Source organism: Leuconostoc kimchii IMSNU 11154 (assembly GCF_000092505.1).
Lineage (GTDB): Bacteria > Bacillota > Bacilli > Lactobacillales > Lactobacillaceae > Leuconostoc > Leuconostoc kimchii.
In genome coordinates, this window is sequence record NC_014136.1 from 404,981 (window position 1) to 424,888 (window position 19,908).

General features: G+C 37.1%; 18 protein-coding genes, 1 tRNA gene and 1 other annotated feature. Of the genes, 5 read left to right on the forward strand and 14 right to left on the reverse strand.

The annotated features are described in order from the left end of the window. Window positions 1–214 precede the first annotated feature (214 nt). From LKI_RS02500 to LKI_RS02515, 4 genes are all read left to right on the forward strand, one after another. Window positions 215–298 (forward strand) — tRNA-Leu (locus tag LKI_RS02500). A 144-nt stretch (window positions 299–442) separates the two neighbouring features. Beyond that, window positions 443–946, forward strand: a complete 504-nt coding sequence (locus tag LKI_RS02505; RefSeq protein WP_013102574.1) for a hypothetical protein — start codon at window positions 443–445, stop codon at window positions 944–946. A gap of 361 nt (window positions 947–1,307) precedes the next feature. Further along, complete coding sequence (locus tag LKI_RS02510; RefSeq protein WP_013102575.1) at window positions 1,308–3,104, forward strand: ABC transporter ATP-binding protein; 1,797 nt, start codon at window positions 1,308–1,310, stop codon at window positions 3,102–3,104. A 4-nt stretch (window positions 3,105–3,108) separates the two neighbouring features. Further along, window positions 3,109–3,342: a phosphate acetyltransferase gene (locus LKI_RS02515; RefSeq protein WP_242651983.1), complete on the forward strand. Its 234-nt coding sequence runs from the start codon at window positions 3,109–3,111 to the stop codon at window positions 3,340–3,342. A gap of 71 nt (window positions 3,343–3,413) precedes the next feature. Here LKI_RS02515 and pta read toward each other — a convergent pair whose 3' ends face one another. Continuing rightward, window positions 3,414–4,403 (reverse strand): phosphate acetyltransferase, encoded by a 990-nt coding sequence (pta, locus tag LKI_RS02520; protein ID WP_013102577.1) that lies wholly within the window; start codon window positions 4,401–4,403, stop codon window positions 3,414–3,416. Between the two features lie 109 nt (window positions 4,404–4,512). After that, complete coding sequence (locus LKI_RS02525) at window positions 4,513–5,172, reverse strand: uracil-DNA glycosylase (RefSeq protein WP_013102578.1); 660 nt, start codon at window positions 5,170–5,172, stop codon at window positions 4,513–4,515. Between the two features lie 45 nt (window positions 5,173–5,217). Here LKI_RS02525 and LKI_RS02530 point away from each other — a divergent pair, with 45 nt between their 5' ends. Next, window positions 5,218–5,748, forward strand: coding sequence for an LURP-one-related/scramblase family protein (locus LKI_RS02530; protein WP_013102579.1), 531 nt, complete (start codon window positions 5,218–5,220; stop codon window positions 5,746–5,748). A 66-nt stretch (window positions 5,749–5,814) separates the two neighbouring features. On the opposite strand, the gene LKI_RS02535 is transcribed toward LKI_RS02530, so the two are convergent. The 12 genes from LKI_RS02535 to LKI_RS02590 all read right to left on the reverse strand — a co-directional run bounded on the left by LKI_RS02535 (window position 5,815) and on the right by LKI_RS02590 (window position 19,841). Next, window positions 5,815–7,071: an MmgE/PrpD family protein gene (locus LKI_RS02535; protein ID WP_013102580.1), complete on the reverse strand. Its 1,257-nt coding sequence runs from the start codon at window positions 7,069–7,071 to the stop codon at window positions 5,815–5,817. Further along, window positions 7,064–7,804, reverse strand: coding sequence for an amino acid ABC transporter ATP-binding protein (locus tag LKI_RS02540; RefSeq protein ID WP_013102581.1), 741 nt, complete (start codon window positions 7,802–7,804; stop codon window positions 7,064–7,066). Before LKI_RS02540 ends, LKI_RS02535 begins: the two co-directional genes overlap by 8 nt. 1 nt (window position 7,805) lies before the next feature. Further along, window positions 7,806–8,474 (reverse strand): amino acid ABC transporter permease, encoded by a 669-nt coding sequence (locus LKI_RS02545; protein WP_013102582.1) that lies wholly within the window; start codon window positions 8,472–8,474, stop codon window positions 7,806–7,808. An 8-nt stretch (window positions 8,475–8,482) separates the two neighbouring features. Further along, window positions 8,483–9,301 carry a transporter substrate-binding domain-containing protein gene (locus LKI_RS02550; RefSeq protein WP_013102583.1) on the reverse strand — a complete coding sequence of 273 codons (819 nt, stop codon included), beginning with the start codon at window positions 9,299–9,301 and terminating at the stop codon, window positions 8,483–8,485. Further along, on the reverse strand, window positions 9,298–10,644 hold the full coding sequence (locus LKI_RS02555; RefSeq protein WP_013102584.1) for a class-II fumarase/aspartase family protein: 1,347 nt from the start codon (window positions 10,642–10,644) through the stop codon (window positions 9,298–9,300). The genes LKI_RS02550 and LKI_RS02555 overlap by 4 nt, the downstream gene beginning before the upstream one ends. A 113-nt stretch (window positions 10,645–10,757) precedes the next feature. Beyond that, window positions 10,758–13,055 carry a 5-methyltetrahydropteroyltriglutamate--homocysteine S-methyltransferase gene (gene metE / locus LKI_RS02560; RefSeq protein WP_013102585.1) on the reverse strand — a complete coding sequence of 766 codons (2,298 nt, stop codon included), beginning with the start codon at window positions 13,053–13,055 and terminating at the stop codon, window positions 10,758–10,760. Window positions 13,056–13,261: 206 nt separating this feature from the next. Further along, on the reverse strand, window positions 13,262–14,281 hold the full coding sequence (locus tag LKI_RS02565; RefSeq protein ID WP_013102586.1) for an ABC transporter substrate-binding protein: 1,020 nt from the start codon (window positions 14,279–14,281) through the stop codon (window positions 13,262–13,264). A gap of 10 nt (window positions 14,282–14,291) precedes the next feature. Beyond that, window positions 14,292–15,065: an ABC transporter ATP-binding protein gene (locus tag LKI_RS02570; protein ID WP_013102587.1), complete on the reverse strand. Its 774-nt coding sequence runs from the start codon at window positions 15,063–15,065 to the stop codon at window positions 14,292–14,294. Further along, window positions 15,059–15,976, reverse strand: coding sequence for an ABC transporter permease (locus LKI_RS02575; protein ID WP_013102588.1), 918 nt, complete (start codon window positions 15,974–15,976; stop codon window positions 15,059–15,061). Before LKI_RS02575 ends, LKI_RS02570 begins: the two co-directional genes overlap by 7 nt. A 103-nt stretch (window positions 15,977–16,079) precedes the next feature. After that, window positions 16,080–16,387: a binding site (T-box leader), on the reverse strand. A 44-nt stretch (window positions 16,388–16,431) separates the two neighbouring features. Continuing rightward, a complete protein-coding gene (locus tag LKI_RS02580; protein ID WP_013102589.1) occupies window positions 16,432–17,319 on the reverse strand; it encodes a methylenetetrahydrofolate reductase in 888 nt (295 codons plus the stop codon). Between the two features lie 195 nt (window positions 17,320–17,514). Next, a complete protein-coding gene (gene mmuM / locus LKI_RS02585; RefSeq protein ID WP_013102591.1) occupies window positions 17,515–18,435 on the reverse strand; it encodes a homocysteine S-methyltransferase in 921 nt (306 codons plus the stop codon). A gap of 14 nt (window positions 18,436–18,449) precedes the next feature. Then, window positions 18,450–19,841, reverse strand: a complete 1,392-nt coding sequence (locus LKI_RS02590) for an amino acid permease (protein WP_013102592.1) — start codon at window positions 19,839–19,841, stop codon at window positions 18,450–18,452. Window positions 19,842–19,908 lie beyond the last annotated feature (67 nt).

Below are 19,908 nucleotides of genomic sequence, written 5' to 3' on the forward strand. Positions count from 1 at the left end.
TTTTATAGACAAAATATCTTGTTTGACGAACCCACGTCTGTAATTAATAATTAAAGTTCGTTATATCAAACAATTTTTATAGCGAACACCTCATCAACCAGTATATTTCTTAACATTGAGCCAAATTATGTCTATTATTTTATATCTTACTATACTGATGTCGAAAGTCAATCTTTTATTTCAATAAAAAGTTTAGTACAATATAGTATGTAATGCCGCTGTGGCGGAACTGGCAGACGCGTATCGTTCAGGTCGATATGAGAGTAATCTCGTGCAGGTTCGATTCCTGTCAACGGCATTTTAGCTGTTTTATCGTATTTTCCGATAAAATGGTTTTTTGTTTGAAAAAATTGCTAATAATTGATTTACGTCAAGAATAGGGTTATATTAATCAATACACGACTAACCCGTGTTGCAAAATAGATAAGGAAAATATAACTATATGACACGATTGAAAACTTTTTTTCACAAATTACTACACCATCCCAACACGTTGCCTTGGGTGATAATCAGTACGATGGTCGCTATTATGGCAAGTTACAATATCATCATTCGCTATGGCTTATCTGAAAAAATGTTCTTGCGCATTATCATTGTTTATCCAATTATTGTAACTTTCATTTACTACCTACGAACATATGTCACACTACCAATTGCACTTATGCTCCATCAACATTTTCCAAGTATAGTCACACAACGCGTACCTAAACATATCTCTGTCACATTACTTGTCATTGCATTTAATGTTTCGATAATGATGGTCTTGTTTACTGAAATGCACCGTCAACTATATCCTAGTTTCTTGCCGAGCTACTTTGCTAATTGGTTCAAAACATTTTTTGTCGCTGTACCTGTGTTTTTCTTCATCGTTCGGCCATCCATAATTTATATACTTAGTCAATTGAAAATTAAATATCCTTTGCTAAAGGTTGGAAACGAATTATAATAACAATTACAATATATTTTATACATAATAAACATCGTATAAACATGCCATAGAAACGTATTGACTATCAAAATCAATACGTTTTTTTGTAAGAATTTATTAAAAAATATATTTTTATCTAAACAAAGATTGATTGTTACATATTCGTCATACAATCACGTTATATTAAAATCAAATAATAAATAGGAAAACCATATGCAGCGATTTTATCGACAATTTCATATGAAATGGTGGCGTATCATTGTGTGGGCGTATCTTATCGGGTTACTCGTTTATGGCATTTATATTATTTTAATAAGCTTACCACGCTAATGTGGTGATACTTACCAAAAATAACCTATTTGGCGTATAATAAAGCATTATGAATAATGCAAATAAACGTCTGTCTCCCTCAGAAATTAAGACACAATTGGCACAGTCTGATACAACAATCTTAGAGATGATCCAATTTGTTTTTGGATCTGTTTTAAAGCGCCGTGGGCTCGTTATTTTAAATGTTGCACTATTAACTCTCATGGCCATTCTAAATTTCATGGTGCCACAATTCACCAAAAATGTTATTGATCACGCCCTAATGACTTCAAATAAGACCATTCTTTATCAAAATATTGTTTGGCTCATTAGCACAACAATCATTCTAGGAATCGTCAGCTTTGCTTCCACTTATATGATGCAAATGCTCTCACAGCGTGCAATTACAGATCTACGTATTGACACCTATAATTTCATATTAAAACAAGATTTCGCCTTTTTTCAAGACACCAAAACTGGTGATCTGATGGTTCGTTTAACCAGTGATATTAGCAACTTGCAAATGTTAATTAGCGCAAACACTTTTGGCATCATAGGCAATATTTTCACCTTTATCAGTGTTCTTGGTTTTCTATTTTATCAAAATTGGTTACTAGCCTTATTAGTGTCTTTAACTTTTCCAATTTTATTTATAACTATCCGTTTCTTTCGTGGGCACATTCGTGAGTCTTTTTCAAACGTGCGCTATGCCCAAAGTAAAATTAATAATCAATTACAATCAACTTTAACAGAAATTGAGCTCATTAAATCATACACAACAGAACAGAGTGAGACGCAAAAATTTGAAACTCTCGCTAATGAATCAAACGATTACTCACTATCTGCAACAAAGTGGCAAGCGATTTTTCAACCGCTTGTCACGTTTATTAACACAATTGGTACCGCCATTGTCTTGCTACTAGGTTCTTTATTTGTCATGAATGGCAAAATGAGTGTGGGTGACTTGGTCGCCTACTTAGCTTATGTTGCCATGTTACAAGATCCCATTCGATCTTTTTCAATGTTGATGAATGTTTTCCAAACTGCGCAAGTATCCTACGATCGAATTAAAAATATTTTAAGCTATCAACCGACAATTCTTGAGGTAGCTCACCCCCTTGAATTTCCAAATCCTTTACAAAAAAATATTAATTTTGAAGATGTTGTTTTTGATTATGATACAGGCACCAATATCGCTCTTAAGGGTGTTTCATTGACTATCCCAGCTGGTAAAACAACAGCACTGGTTGGCCGTTCTGGATCCGGTAAATCAACTATTATCAAGCTTTTGACACGAATGTATGATCGCACGAGTGGCTTAATTACCTTCGATAATCAAGATGTACAATCCTTTAGGTTGACTGACCTGCGTCACAATATATCAGTAGTTAGTCAGGATGTGACCATTGTTGATGGTACGATAGCTGATAATATCAGCTACGGATCAGAAAATGTTACGACAACTGACCTTTGGCAGGCCGCTGAGCGGGCTGATATTGCTGAGTTTATTCGTCAGTTGCCTGATAAACTCAACACCGCAGTTGGCGAACGTGGCGTCAAATTATCGGGTGGTCAAAAGCAGCGCCTATCAATTGCTCGTGCATTGCTTAAAGATGCACCAATTGTTATTTTAGACGAAGCAACCGCAGCACTAGATAATGAATCCGAAAAAGCTATCCAACGTGCATTAGACAATCTCATGGTGGCCAAAACGGCGATTGTTATTGCTCATCGATTGAGTACAATACATAAAGCTGATCAAATCATCGTGATGAATAATGGCTTGGTCTCTGAGGTTGGCGCACACGACATACTGCTTAGAAAAGCAGGCATTTATAAACGTCTGTATGACGCACAATTCGAATAATACTATGACAATTAAAGAACTATTTAATCTGATGGCAACACATCATTCACATACTGCAACATTGCAATTTTATGATATGGCAGATCGTTATATCTTAACTATCAATGATTGGCATTTAAATCTCAATCAATCTGTTGCTGAAGACTTAATTACACAATTAAAATCAGAAAAATTTGCAGTAATTACTAGTAAGAATGGGCACCCTGCTGTTAAATTAACACAAATACTATCGTCATAACAACTTAATGTGACATAAAAAGATGGGCACACCATAACTGGTGTGCCCATCTCTCTATTATAAATAATAATTTAGCGCACTAAAGCTTGTGCTGCAGTAATAATAGCTACCTTATAAACATCTTCTTCATTGGCCCCACGTGATAAATCAGACACTGGTTTAGCCAATCCCTGCAAAATAGGTCCAATAGCTTCATAACCGCCCAACCGTTGTGCTATCTTGTAACCAATGTTACCTGATTCAAGACTAGGAAAAATAAACGTGTTTGCATGACCAGCAACCTCAGAATCAGGTGCTTTGGCTGCAGCAACCGCGTCAACAAAAGCAGCATCAAACTGTAATTCACCATCAATTTGATGCGCTAATTCGGGTGCCATTTTTTTTGCCAACTTTGTCGCTTCAACAACTTTATCAACTAATGGTGACTTAGCCGAACCCTTCGTCGAAAAGGACAGCATAGCAACTTTCGGTTCAATGTCAAATACTTTCGCAGTTTGAGCTGATTGCACAGCGATTTCAGCCATTGTTTCAGCATCAATATCGATGTTAATTGCAGCGTCTGAAAAAACATAGCGTTCATCACCCTTCTGCATAATAAAGGCACCTGAAATACGTGATGAGCCTGGTGCTGTTTTAATGAGTTGTAGTGCCGGCCTGACAGTATCCCCCGTTGGGTGAGTAGCACCCGAAACCATACCATCAGCTTTGCCAACATAAACTAGCATCGTACCAAAATAGTTGACATCTTGTAACCATTTACTGGCAGTCTCTGCATCTGTCTTACCTTTACGGCGTTCAACTAAAGCTGCATTTAATTCTGCTAACGCCTCTGCGCCATAACGTTTAGGGTCAATGATCTCTACTCCTGATAAATCAAATTGTTGCGCTGCAGCAGTCTGAGCAATGGCTTTTTCATCCCCTAATAAAATGGGCGTCACAAGCTTTTCATTAGCTAAACGAATGGCTGCACCTTGAATACGTTTATCTGTTCCTTCTGGAAACACAATTCGCTTGTTTTTACCATTAATTTTATGTTTTAATTGTTCAAATAATTCAACCATTATCATTCCTCAACTTTTCTAGTGCATAACACTTTTACTTTACAACTTTATTGTAACAGAAGCAGTAATGATTGTCCTTGATTTTCAACATATTTGTGAAAAAAATCACTCACTCCAACCACTTTATCGGCTCTCGACTATTTTTAATTAAAAACGCATTAGCTTTTGAAAATGGCCGACTACCAAAAAAGCCACGATAAGCAGACAAAGGGCTTGGGTGCGCTGAGGCAATCACAAGATGTCTTGTTTCATCAATCAATTGACGCTTTGATTGTGCATACTTCCCCCACAAAATAAACACCTTTGGTTGGTCATCTTCAGAAGCAATTTGAATAATAGCGTCAGTTAATGGTTCCCACACACCTTTAGCATGAGCATTAGCACGACCCTCTGGTACAGTCAAAACCGCATTCAACAACAAAACACCCTGCGTTGTCCAAGATGTCAAATCATGCGAAGATCGTGTACCAACATCATCGGTCAATTCAGTTAATATATTGCGCAATGAAGGTGGCGCTGGTACAACATCAGGCACCGAAAAACTTAGTCCTTGTGCTTGTCCCAACTCATGGTAGGGATCCTGTCCCATGATAACAACTTTAGTATTTTGAAGTGTCGTAGCTACAAGTGCTGCAAACACTTTATCTTTTGGCGGAAAAACGACCGCATTTTGATAAACGCGCGCCAGAAATGCGCTAATATTCTCTATCTGATCAGATGTTAATTTTTTCTTAACATTTGGTGCCCATGATGTATGTGATAATGGCATATTTAGTCTGCTTTCGTGTTAGAATTGTTGTAAAGAGGATTGGCTATGACAAAATATTACTTAAGACAACGACATAGCGTCGACGATGGTGTCAACATTGTATTTGATGAAAACTTTCAAGCTAGCTATTTGGTTTCAGGCCGCAGTGGTAAAAAGAACGATGAAATCCACGTACAAGACATGTCTGGTGCTGTCCTTGTGCGTATTCAACAAACCTCATTTGGTATGCTGCCAAGATTTATATTAAAATACCGTGGGCACGTTGTTGGCTCAATTAGTCTTACTTTTGGACACCTTGGTGATATCGTGTACGTTCGCCATCTAAACTGGTTAATTTCTGGGAATTTTATTGCTGGTCGATATTTCATTACCCATAATACCAAAAAACTACTCAGTGTCAAGCCCGATGTGCGACCCGATGGTATTTATAATAAATTAACAATCACTTTTGATACGCAGACCCCGGTTCACATTGCAATCGCTGCATTACTTGACATATGGGGCACAAAATCAAACCCCTTAATAAAATTAAAATGGTTACCCGGACAAGGTAATCAATATGAATTAACTTCATAATAACAATTATTTTTACCTAAAAAGGTTCCAAAAAATGATGAATTTTTGGAGCCTTTCTTATATGTCTTATATGACAACAAATTGTTTAATCGCGTGCCAATTATTTTGCTCTATAGCTTCTATCATCTGTTGCACTTGCGTTTTAGAAAAGCTAAGCGCTATTTTTTCTAAAATTTGTGTCAGTGCCAATGGATTTTTAGGTGATCCAACAGGGTCAAAAATACGTGCTGATAATTGTTGTCCATTTGTCAAAGTTAACGACACCTCACTTGACAAATTTGCCGCTTCTTGGGTTTCATAAACGCGGGTAATCAAATTGCTCGGTGACTGAGATAATAACTCTACTTGGTAAGGATTTCTACTCAGTGGACTAATATCGCCTAAAACCTGCCACAAGATATATTCTATTGAAAAACGACCTTCTATGCCTGTTTTAGGCTGTTTATAGCGTAATGCAGCATCCCGACCAATACCAAAAGATACTGTCAAAGCTGTCACATTCTCACGTGTGGCATGATGATTTTTCTTAATTATTAGCAACGCATCAACAGCGCGATAAGCCGCCGAGCAGAAAGGATACTGCTTAAACCATAGTTTTTCAATTTTCCACGGTCTGCCGAACGCTTGAAACCACTGATCTAATGCTATGGTATCCAACGCATGATATTGATCAATGATACTTTTTTCGACAAACAAACCATTCAATTGACCGGTAAGATCGGTTTGTGTAAATTTAATTGCATCAATTGCAGCTCTAGCAGACAATCCAATATGAAAGGATTTAACATCCGATCCAAATTGAAATAATGAACCTTGTGCCTCTGTAATAGCTAGGCCAATGACTTTTGCCATCATGACTTCATTATCGTGTCGCAGATAACTCAAAGCAACAGCCGCACCAATCTGACCTAAATGTGAACTGGCATGATGTCCCGTTTCGTACAAATTTGGATTAACGAGATCACCAAGGCGTGCTGCAATTTCTAAACCAATGACATAGGCATCTAAAACCTCATCAATAGTCACTGAATCGTTTAAGGCAAAAATACTCGAAAAAATAACAGCACCAGGATGTCCTCTCAAATCATCCTGCATGTCATCCAAATCTAACAAATGTGCCGCAAAACCTAACTTTAATGCCTTTGTTCCGTCGTCAGAAGATGTAAAGGTTTGTTTGAGTGAGTGATACGCAGCTTCTTTTTGACCAAGGGAGACAACTGCAATATAATCTAACAGGGCCATTTTTGCTAATTTATAAATATTTTTATTGACTGTTGGTTTCTGTGATAACGCCCATGCAGCAATGTCAGTTGTTTTAAGCATAATGTATATTTTCTGTGTTTTCTGATTGCAAAAAGTTTTGTATATGCTGATTTGATTGTGTGCTAAAGAACTCATGGGTTGGTTCATTTGCGATAATTTGACCATCATACATAAAAATAATTTTATCTGAAATTTGTTTTGCAAAACGTAGCTCATGGGTAACCAAAATAACAGTTTTATCAGTTGCTTTAATGATATCAGCAATCGCTAACAATACTTCCTGAATACTTTCTGGATCTAACGCTGAGGTTGGTTCGTCCAATAATAAAATAGGCGCATTGGTCATCAAGGCGCGTGCAATACCTACGCGCTGCTTTTGCCCACCAGAGAGGGACGCTGGGTATTGTTGCGCTTGTTGATCAACATTTAATTGTTTCAACAACACGTGTGCCTTAGTTAACGCTTCTTTTTTAGTTAATTCACCAGATAACCATGCAGGGCTAGCCACATTTTCAATGGCCGTCAAATTCTTGAACAGGTTAAAATGTTGAAAAACCATACCACTATGCTGAGCCAAATCACCTTTCTTAATGTCATCATAAAATAATATTTCACCAGAAGACAAGTTTTGTAACCCATTCAGCGTTCGAATAAGGGTCGATTTACCTGCCCCTGATGGTCCAAGAAGTGTGAGTACTTGACCTTTTTCCGCTTTAAATTGAATGTCTTTTAAAATCGCTTTACCGTTAATATTGACACTTAAATCATTCACTTCAATTATTGTTTTTGTCATATTACACCTCAAATCTCTTAAAACGCCATTCAACAGCACGTTGCAGACTACTATAGGCAACAACTAATGCCCAATAGATTAATCCAACTGCCACATAAACCTCTAGATACTTAAAACTAGCACCAGCCAAAAGTTTCCCTTCACCAAACATTTCAGAAACACCTATAACAAAGACCAAAGAGGTCTCTTTTAAAATACCAATAATATAGTTTCCTACCGTCGGTAACGCATTCACAGCAGCCTGAGGCCACAACACACGTAGTACATATTGCGATTGCTTAATATGTAATGCTTTAGCTGCTTCTTGTTGACCATAATCAACTGAATGAATGGCTGAACGAAAGGTTTCTGCCATATAGGCAGCATATTTAAATCCCAGAGCAAAGATAATGATTGTCTGTGGTGATACCGTTTTCAATGCAGGAATCAATTCTGGTAACCCATAATAAGCCAAAAATATTTGAACAACGGCCGGTACAGCACGAAAACCAGAAACATAAACGCTAGCAAACCATCGCAACGGTTTGAAAGATTGTAATCCTAAATAACTTATAACACCGCCAACAATTAGTGACACAATCACAATGCCGACCGCTAAATACAAAGTCAACGGTAGTGCCTTAATTAATAGTGGAAATACGTGAAAGAAATAATGCCAATCAAATGTCATAGTTCACCTTACTTTTCTAAGTCATGGTTAGAAACATCGTAGCCAAAATACTGCTTTGATAACTTTTCAATCTCACCTTGCTTAGCTAATTCTACAAACGCTTTGTTAAATGACTTGGCGTACTTTTTACCCGCATCATCCTTTTTAAAAACAATTCCTACTTTTGTCTTCTGAATTGTGTCAGGTAATAATCGCAACTTCAAATGATTCTTTTTGATTGTTGCTGATAAAATTGGACCAGAATTCACAACGCCTGCCACTTTTTCAGACAGCACAGCCTGTGTTGCGCTGTCACGGTTTTCAAACGGTGCGACCACAATTGATTTATTAACTGACTGTAATGCTGTGATGTTATTGGAACCAGCGACACCAGCAACTTTTTGGTTATCTAAATCAGAAAGTTTTTTAGCCTTGCTGCTTGTTGGAACGGCTACCTTAGCTTCATCATTATAATAAGCGTCAGTAAATTGATACTTGGCTTGACGTTCTGGTGTAAACGAGACAGCATTAGCAATACCTTGAACACGATTAGTATCTAGCTGTCCCCATAAACCATCAAAATCGGCATTCACCCATTTTACACGATAACCTGCTAATTTAGCAGCTTTTTGAGCAACTTCAACATCAAAACCAACTAATTTATCCCCCGATTTATATGATGATGGAAATGAAGCACCCGTTGATCCCAACGTAATGGTCTGAGTTGCTTTATTAGTGGTCGTTGTTTTCTTTTCATATGATGCGTTGTTCTTAACAATCAAAAATCCACCACCTACGACGACAACTGCTATAATACCACCAATAATAAACTGACTTTGTTTACTCATACTTTTTCTCCTAAAATGTTTTGAATAATTGTTGGGATAGCAACCGTGACATCTTGTTGTGCTACAATCGCTTCTAATTCTGCTTCGGAAAAGGTAACCAATGAATTATCGGCAACACGCTGTAAAAAGTTTTCCGGTTGCGACAACGTTGCCATAGCCGCTTCGTAAATCACTTCATGTGCCGTTTGTTTACCAATTGTTTTTCCCAAATCAATCATCAGTTTTTCAGCATAAACCAATGGTCCTAATATGGCTGCATTTTCAGCAATTTTTTTAGTGTGAATTTCAATATTTGGTAAAATATGAACTAATGTGCTTAACTGTACATCCAAATAATTATGAATCTCTGGTAGCGCCAACCATAACATTTTCCAGCTACTAGCATCCCGTTCGCCTAAACTCAATAAACTATGTTGCAACAAGTTTTGTGATTGAAATATCGGTTCAACAAGTGCCCATACACCTTCAAAATTTTCAGGGTTTCGTTTGTGAGGCATGGTTGATGAACCAACCTGACCAACAAACGGTTCCGTGATTTCATTAATTTCATTGCCAGCCGCATGAAATAATTCTTTACCTAATTTTCCAGCTGTTGCACCGATTAATGTCAAAATGCTTGTGTAATTAACAATTCTATCTGGCGCTGTATGCCACGCTACTTCAGGCGTATTAAGTTGTAGTTCGTCCAATAAACGACGTTCTATCACAAGTCCTTGCTCGCCTAAAGCCGAATGCGAACCCACTGCACCAGCAAAGTTACCCGTCAAGACATCACTTTTAGACTGTTCTAGCCTTTGCAAATGGCGTTTAAATTCATCGACATAACGAGCAAATTTAAACCCTAAAGTAATAGGCACCGCTTGTACACCATGTGTATGCGCCATATACGGTGTTTGAGCGTACTTCTTGGTTAATTGCGTTAATGTTGCAATGATTTTTTGTAATCGCAACGTAATTAGCTCAATAGACGATCGAATTTGTAAAACTAAACCCGTGTCGACAATATCTTGCGTCGTTGCGCCATAATGAATATACTCCCCATTATGACCAGCCAACCGTTGCAGTTCTTGAATTAAACCTAATAATGAATGCTGCTTTGCATGGCTCACAGTAATCACATTATCAAAATCAATATCTTCAAATTTGATTTTATCAATTGTTTCAGCAGCAAGTTGCGGAATGACGTTTGCCTCACCTTCAACTTTTGCCAAAGCCTGTTCAATGACAAATTGTTGCTTTAACCGGTTTTTTTCTGACCAAATATCACGCATATCAGCCGTTCCAAAATTCCCCCCTGTAACCGCATAATCAATAGGGTGTGATCCATTATTTAATGTCGTCATAATCTACCTCGTTTTAGAATTTATGTACGGTTCTTAAAATAAAAAACTTATTTTAAGAACAAGATGGTATTACTACTAATAATGCTTCAAATCATTGTTACATTGATTACTTTTTAAGCCTCAGCCGTTAATTCTTCGAGTACAATATTGCGTGCTTTTTCCAAGTTCGTCAAAGCTGTCTTAGTTTGATCTTCTGTACGTGTTTTCAAACCGCAATCAGGGTTAACCCAAAACTGCTTCTCATCAATGACCTTCAAGCCACGTCGAATATTATCAGCAATTTCATTAACTGTTGGTATCCGTGGCGAATGAATGTCATAAACCCCTAACCCAATTTGCTTGTCATAATCAGCATCTTCAAATGCTGATATGATTTCACCATGAGAACGTGATGTTTCGATTGAAATAACATCGGCATCTAATGCTGAAATGGTATCAATAATATCTTCAAAGTCAGAATAGCACATATGCGTATGAATTTGCGTCTCATCACCAACGCCAGATGTTGTTATTTTAAATGAGTACACTGCTTCATCTAAGTAATTTTGCCAGTGACGTTCCTTAAGTGGTAATCCTTCTCTTAAAGCCGGTTCATCAACTTGAATAATTTTAATACCCGCACGTTCCAAATTCAATACTTCTTGACGCAAAGCCAAAGCAATTTGATTTTGAACATCGGCACGATCAATATCGTCACGCACAAATGACCAGTTAATAATTGTTAACGGTGCTGTCAACATCCCTTTAACAATTTTTTTAGTTTGTGACTGTGCAAATTGCGAGGCTGCGACAGTAATTGGTTCGGTGTAGTCAACATCCCCGAAAATAACTGGTGGTCGAACCCCTCTTGAACCATATGATTGAACCCAACCATTTTGAGTTGCATAAAAGCCGTCTAATTTTTGTCCAAAATATTCTACCATATCTGTTCGTTCAAATTCACCGTGGACGAGTACATCCAAACCAATGTCTTCTTGTATTTTCAACCAACGTTTTGTTTCAGACTCAATGAACGTTTGATACGCTTCATCTGATAAACGTCCTTTACGCCAAGCTGCACGTTTTGAACGCACTTCAGAAGATTGTGGAAATGAACCAATTGTCGTTGTTGGTAACTTAGGTAATTGTAATCGATTTTGTTGTGCAACCGCACGATCAGCATACTTACTTTGACGTTCAAATATTGTATCATTTAGATGTTTAATTGCTGTTTGTACTGATGTATTATTACGTGCTTTTGATTCATTCAATGCTTTTAATGCTGTCTCATTCTTAGCTAGAATCACATGTGTATCTTGCCCATTTAACGTTTGTGTTAGGGTAACAATTTCTTGTAATTTTTCATCAGCAAAAGCTAAACCGCCTAGTAACTCTGAACCAGCTGCCGTCTCATATTTGGTTGTAATCGGTACATGCAATAATGTATTAGAAGGTTGAAGCCATAATTCTGATACCACATTTTTTAATTCACGAACCAATGCCAATTTCTTTGATAAATCGGCTGTCCACACATTATGCCCATCTATCACACCGGCTGCCAAAATTTTATCTTTTGGGAAACCAAATTCACGAATATGAGCTAAGTTTTCACCATGTCCATGGACAAAATCAAGACCAATTGCTTGGACAGGTAACTCCGTAACTGCTTGATACGGGTCAATTGAATCAAAGTATGTTTGCAATTCAATATTTAATGTCGGAGCCGCTTCTTTCAATGCCTCAATCGCGCGACGATATGGTACCACGTCCGTCTCATCTTCAACTTTTACCAAGGTTGGTTCATCAAGTTGAACCCAATTAACACCCGCCTGTTGTAATTCTTTGAACACTTGTTGGTATAATGGCAAAATCGCATCCAACAACACGTTAATATCCGTCTCATTTGAGACATAATCACCATTTAATTTACCTAATTTAATCAACGTCACTGGTCCCACAATGACTGGTTTCCCATTAATTCCTAATTCATCGTGTGCTTCTTGCCAATACTTTAACCATCGATTTTCTAATAATCTGGGTGTCGTTTGATCAAATTCAGGCACTGTATAATGATAGTTAATATTAAACCATTTAGTCATATCAGCTGCAACATTATCTTTATTTCCACGTGCAATATCATAATATTCATTCAATGTCAGTGGTCTATCATAATTTCCAAATCGCGTTGGAATTAAGTTAAATGCTGTCGTCGTGTCCAGCACATGATCGTAGTTTGAATTATCAGCAACAGGAACAATATCAATACCTGCATCAATTTGCTTTTTTAAATTGTTCAAACGTAAAATTTTCGCTGTTTTTTCAAAAGTCGAAATATCAATCTCTTCTTTCCAAAAAGATTCTAACAATTTTTTCCATTCTCGTTGCTCACCCAAACGTGGGTAGCCAAGATTCGATGATTTTACTATACTCATGTGTTTCTCCTATTCAATCAACTTATTTTTAAATAATTAACCTATCATACACTTATTTCCTACACCGTATTCATGGCGCCACTGCCATTTAAGAATACAACGGTTAAAATTTTGTTACAATGCAAATAGTAAACCGTTTTGTGAGTGATCTGCATAATGAACTCCCTTCAATTTTTTATGTACGGTGACATTGTCACCTAGTGTCGTTAGTTTGAAGCAGTTGTTTTGAAGAATGATGCTTGTTGTAGTGCTTTTAAGTCAACGTTTTTATCAACAACCTTCAATTTTTGCAAGTCACCACCAACTTGAGTGAAAGCTTTTTTTGCACCTGAATAAGAAGGCTTAAATTGATAAGATTTCAACATTTTAATATTTAATTTTTTATCACCATCAATGTAATGTTGGCTAGTCTGAATAGCAACAGTCTCTTCCGGATGTTCTTCTGCCCACTTCGCACCTTTTTGTAAGGCTAAAGTATATTTAGCTGCCACTGCGGGATGATTTTTAGCAATATCATCTGAAACATAGGCAACACAGCAATATTCATCTTTAAATGCTGGATCTGTTGCGGAAGCACTTAACGTTACCAAATTATATTTTGCCTTATCAATTTCCGTATCAGGATCACCTAAAGCAATCGCATCAACTTGTCCTTTTTGTAAAACAATAGGTAACTCAGAAGCCGAATAAGCAGCCAGTTGCACTTGTGAATGTTGCGCTGACACATCTACGCCATAATGGCCTAAGTAACGTCTTACATAAGTAGCAGCTGAACCTGCAATATCTCCTACACCAACTTTTTTGCCAATAAGATCCTTAGCAGATTTAATATTACTTCCTTTTTTTACTAAGATCTGCAAACAACCAGTGTGCAAGCCAGTGGTGATTTTAATTTTTGCACCGTTTGCTAAAGGCTGCACTAAACTACCCATCATAGAATTGGAAGCATCTATTTTGCCTGAATTCACACCCTCAAAATTAGTTGTATCTGATCCTAGTTTAACAACTTTAATTTTTAATCCTTCTGCTTTGAAATACCCCTTAGCAATGGCAAGCTGCTGTGGCGCACCACATAAATCATTGTTTTCTGCTATTTTTAAAACAAAATTTTTATCAGAGCTCTCATTAGCTACTGTTTTACGTTGACCTGTTGTCAAAAACAATACAACAGTTGACAATACTAGCACTACTACCACAATTCCCGAATAAATATATTTTCTCTTCATTTTTCATTCCTCAAATATTATGAAAATCTAACACACCCAATACTTCTTCTTTCAGCGCAATAAATGTCTGATCGTCCCTTTTTCTTGGGTAATCTAAATTAATATCGATGATTTTTTTAACACGGGCTGGCCGTGGCGTCATTGCAAAAACACGTTGCCCTAAAAATATGGCCTCTTCCACATCATGTGTCACCAGAATCATTGTCGTTTTTCTTTCACGCCATATTCGTAACACATCATTTTGTAATTTCATACGCGTAAACGCATCAAGTGCACCAAATGGTTCATCAAACAATAGTACTTCAGGGTTATTTACTAATGCGCGTGCAATTGCTGCACGATGCGCCATACCTCCAGAAAGTTGATAAGGATAAGATTTTTCAAAACCTGTTAATCCAACCAATGTAATTAAACTAGCAATATTTTCTTGATCTTCAGACGTTAATTTACCTTTAATTTTTAAGCCAAATGCGATATTTTCTTGTACTGTCAGCCACGGAAACAAGTTTGGGTCTTGGAAAACCAAACCACGTTCTCGACCAGGCGATGTTATTTTTCTATCACCAACATAAATTGCACCTTCTGTTGGTATCTCAAGACCAGCAATTAATCGTAACCAGGTTGTTTTTCCACAACCAGATGGCCCAATCAAACTAACAAATTCACCCGGTTTAATTGTGGCATCAACACGATCTAGTGCAACCACAGCTGGTTTATTATAATCATGACTTGGAAAAACTTTTCTTAAACGCTCTACTCTAATCTCTTCTGTCCTTGCTACCATTTAATTAAGCCCTCTTGCCACTTTAAGAAGTGGTCACGTATTTTAAATAAAATCGTAATGATCAACGAAAATGCAATGGCCAATACGATTAATCCTGCATAAACATTAGCATATCCCATAATTTCTCGTTGCCAGTTAATGTACCATCCTAAACCGTACTTCACTCCTAACATCTCTGCTACCATCAATGTAATAAAAGATGCACAGATACCATTAAATAATCCAACAAAAATACTAGGTAATGATGCGGGTAGCGCAACTTTAAATATTTTTTGGAGCGTTGTTGCCCCCATTGTGTCAGCGACTTCCAAATAGTCAACGCGGACACTTGCAATACCTGAATTAGTTAATATGGTAACCGGAAACCACATTGATAGTGCCAATAAAAATGCACTCGCTGCAAAACTTGTTGGAAAAGCAGATAACGCAATCGGAATCAACACAGTCGGTGGAATCGGCCCTAAAAATTTAACAAATGGATCTAACCAATAATGCCAATTTGTGCTCCATCCAATAAGAACACCAGTTACAACACCTAAAATACCCCCAATAACCCAGCCGATAACAAGCAACCAAACAGAGTATCCTAAACATTTAAGCAATAACGTCGAATTATTAACTAACGCCCCAAAAATTTTATCAGGATTTGGAAAAAAAAGTGTGTTGATCCAGCCAAATTTGGCCGTTGCTAAATCATATATACCAACTAGAGTGAACACAACGCCAATTCTCGGCGAATTGTATTGAAATAATGTTATTTTTTTAGTAATTACTGTGTTAACGCCTGCTAATAACAGGCACAAAAGAAACCCGACAATCAATAGAATATTAAAATACGGTTGTGGTTTCTCAAAATTAGTCACACTATTTGGTAAGACATTGTGCACTACTAAGACAATACCAATCAACATGACACTACTCCAATTACGCAGCAAACTATTATTACTCAAATCACCAACTCCCCTTCTTTTTAAAAAAGCGACAAACAAAAATCCCGCAGATTAAAAAATTAATCTGCGGGACGAAATATCGTGTTACCACCCGGTGTTTATGTGCTCAACAAACTTTCTATTAAAAACACACCTCTTAATTAGTCGCTACCAACATCTGTATCATCTACACATGCCTTTAAGGAACCAATGTCGCTATAACGGGCTCTCCCGGGTATGATTTATGTCCGTCCTATTCAGTAAACACTGTTGACGGATACTCACCATACAACAACTCCAAGACCATTTTCTTAATTTAATCACAATTTACTCTCACCAAACGTAAATTCTCTTTGTGTGTTAAAACAATACTTATCTCTTCAACGTTACAATAATAATACCAAAAACTAATCTTTTTGTCAATAAAATTATAAAAATTAGAAATGCTTAGACTCTATTTCTTGATTAATGATTGGTAACATGCTTTTCAATACATTCGGTCGATTCATCGCGTACAAATGTATACCATCCACGCCATGATCCAATAAATCTTGAATTTGTTCAAGCGCATATTCTATACCTGCTTTTTTCAAATCATCTGAATTGTTTTCATATTTATGAATCATTTTGACCAATCTTGCTGGCAATGATGAGCCAATCATATATGTCATACGTTCAACTTGTGCCTTACTGATGATGGGCATCACACCGGCAGAGACAGGTACTTTAATATAATTATTCTTCAAAGCTTCTTGCATATGATAATAAACGTCGTTTTCAAAGAAAAATTGAGAAATCAAAAAATCAGTGCCACTCGCAATTTTTTCTTTAATCCCAGCCACACTAATACCGGTAATTGGGTTATCAACATGTCCCTCTGGATAAATCGCTGCCCCAATATTAAACGTACTAGCTTGTTTAATGTCACAAATTAAATCTTTAGCATATGGGTAATCAGCATTCACATAGTCGCTGTCTGGTAAATCACCTCGTAAAGCAAGAATGTTTTCGATACCTGCTTGTTTAATTTTTGCCAGATTGTCACGTAAACTTTCTGGTGTTTGATTCACACCAGTTAAGTGATGAAGTGCCGTAACACCAAAATGTGTTTGGATGTATTGCGCCAAATCTCGTGTCATAGTATTATCACCAGAACCACCTGCACCATATGTCACACTGATATAATCGACACCCATTTTTTGTGGGTTGACCTCATCTAGCGTTTGATAAAGTGAAGTAATCCCACTTTCCTTCTTCGGTGGGAAAATTTCAAATGATAACACTGGTGATGATTTGGTATGATAAATTTCAGATATTTTAGTCATTTTCTCGTCCTTAATAGTTATTGTTTTCAAATCATCTATTAGAACATAATATCATCCACGGCCCCACAACCTTTCAAGAATACATTTGTTGTAATCTTATCACTATGTAAGTAATATATTTTTAAATCAGTTATCATTTTCAACCTCCTTAACCACTGATACATAACAATTTTTTTAAAAATATTGTTATATAAATTAATGACGTTGGTTTATAGTCGCCTGAACAATATCATTAATGTCATCAGGGCTTGTCCGACAACAACCGCCAATTAAATTTGCACCTGCTTCTTGCCATAATGGCACTAATTCATCCCACTTGATTGGCCCATGTTGGCTAACCCAACGCTTCGTTTCAGGATCGTATTCATCACCTGCATTAGGATAAACAATTATTTTTTTACTGGTATTTGGCGTTATGTTTTTTATTGCTGGTAAAATATTTTGAGGTGCTGTACAATTGACGCCTATAGCTTTAATTTGACTAATTGATTCAAAATAAGCAACTGCTTCAGACAGCCGTGTCCCATCCCATAAATGATCCCCATTTTCTGTGGAAAATGATAAATAAGCGTTAACAGTTGGAAATTCTTGTTGTAATAAATGACCCAAAGCCTTTGCTTCCTCAAAATTTGGTATTGTTTCTAACGCTAAGACATCAACACCATCATCAATTAAACGTACAATACGTGGGCGATGAAATGCTTGAAATTCAAATTCGGATAAGTGATAATCGCCAGTGTACTCAGCGCCATTTGCAAGATAAGCACCATAAGGCCCAACAGATCCAGCAATTAAACCGTCACTTCGATTCGAGTCCGTAAGCCCAAGTTTAGCCAGTGCCACTGCTGAATCAATTAACTCATAAGCTTTTTGCTCACTCAATCCTTGATCTGTAAAAGACTTTACATGTGCTTGATAGGTATCTGTTATCGCCAAATCAGCGCCAGAATCAAAATAATTTTTATGAATTTCACGAACGTCCTCTGGTGATTGAATCAAGGCCGAAGCTGACCACCAACTATTATTGACATCAATCTGGCGCTTTTCAAGTTCACTACCCATGCCACCGTCTAATATCACAGTGCCTGATTCAATATACGATTCAAATTTTGTCATTCTGATTCTCCTATTTATTTCTTAATTAATATTGATGTTGACAAATGCCGTTTTGGCCACCACTTGAACTTTAAATAATAATAACCATAAACAATTATGATAAACGGCACTGACCATAGCAATGCTGCTCGCTGTTCAGGGTCAAAGATAACTAACAGAATCGACAACGATGAACCAATAAATCCAGCTAACGGTAAAAGTGGATAAGCCCATTTGGGATAACGCAATTCTTGTGTCCTATTTTCACGTTTTAGTAATTGATAATACTTGTAGTGTGACCAACTAATCGCTACCCAAACAAACACTACAGCCAGTCCTGAAACCTCTACTAGTATGAGATACAACGAACCAGCAGCCATGAAACTGGATCCTAAAGCTAAAATTCCTCCTACGAGACTTGCCAAAAGCGCTCTAATTGGAATGCCATTTTTGTTCACCTTTTCAAACTTAGCAGAAATTAGACCTTCATGACTAAGTGACCACAACATCCGAGTTGACGCATACAAGCCTGAATTAGCCATTGAAATAATACCTGTTAAAATAACAAAATTCATAAGATCTGCTGCATATGGTATACCAATCATACTAAATACTGTAACAAATGGACTTTGGGTAACAGCTGCTTTTTCATAAGGAATGATAGCCGCTAAAATGATAATACTGCCAATGAAGAAAATCACTTGTCGCCACCAAACGGCTTTTATTGCTTTAGCTATCGCGCGCGTTGGATCTGCAGCTTCACCAGCTGTGATGGCCATCAGTTCAGTACCACTGAACGCAAAATTAACCGCTAACATTGTTGTAAATACAGCGCCAATACCGTTCGGGAAAATACCATGGCTGAAAATATTTTGAAACCCAACATTTTGCGTTTTGCTAGAATGTAAAATACCGGTCAAAATTAAAATACCAATAATCAAAAATGCTACAATCGTGACAACTTTAATAGCCGCCATCCAATACTCGCTCTCGCCAAATATTTTCACTGAAAATATATTACTCAATAAAATAATCACCAAAAACACACCAGAAAATGCCCATACTGGAATATTTGGAAACCATCTTTGCATAATAATCCCTGATGCTGTAAATTCAGAGCCTAACGCAATGGTCCATGTTAACCAATAAGCAATGGCAACAAAAAAACCGGTGGCTGGTCCAATTAATTTCTGAGCATGATAGTGAAATGCACCTGTTTGCGGCATAGCAATAGACAGTTCAGCTACACTCAGCATCACTAAATACACTAAAATCGCACCCACCGAATAAGCTAAAATTGTACCAAAAGCGCCTGCTGTATGAATTGTGTACGCAGACGACAAAAATAATCCTGTACCAATGCCACTAGCTAATCCAATCATTTGTATCTGTCGTGCTGTCATTACACGTTTCAATTTTCCTGCCATAATATCCTCTATTCACTTCATATAATCGAAACTACTTATTAAATACCAATAAAGACAAAAAATCCCG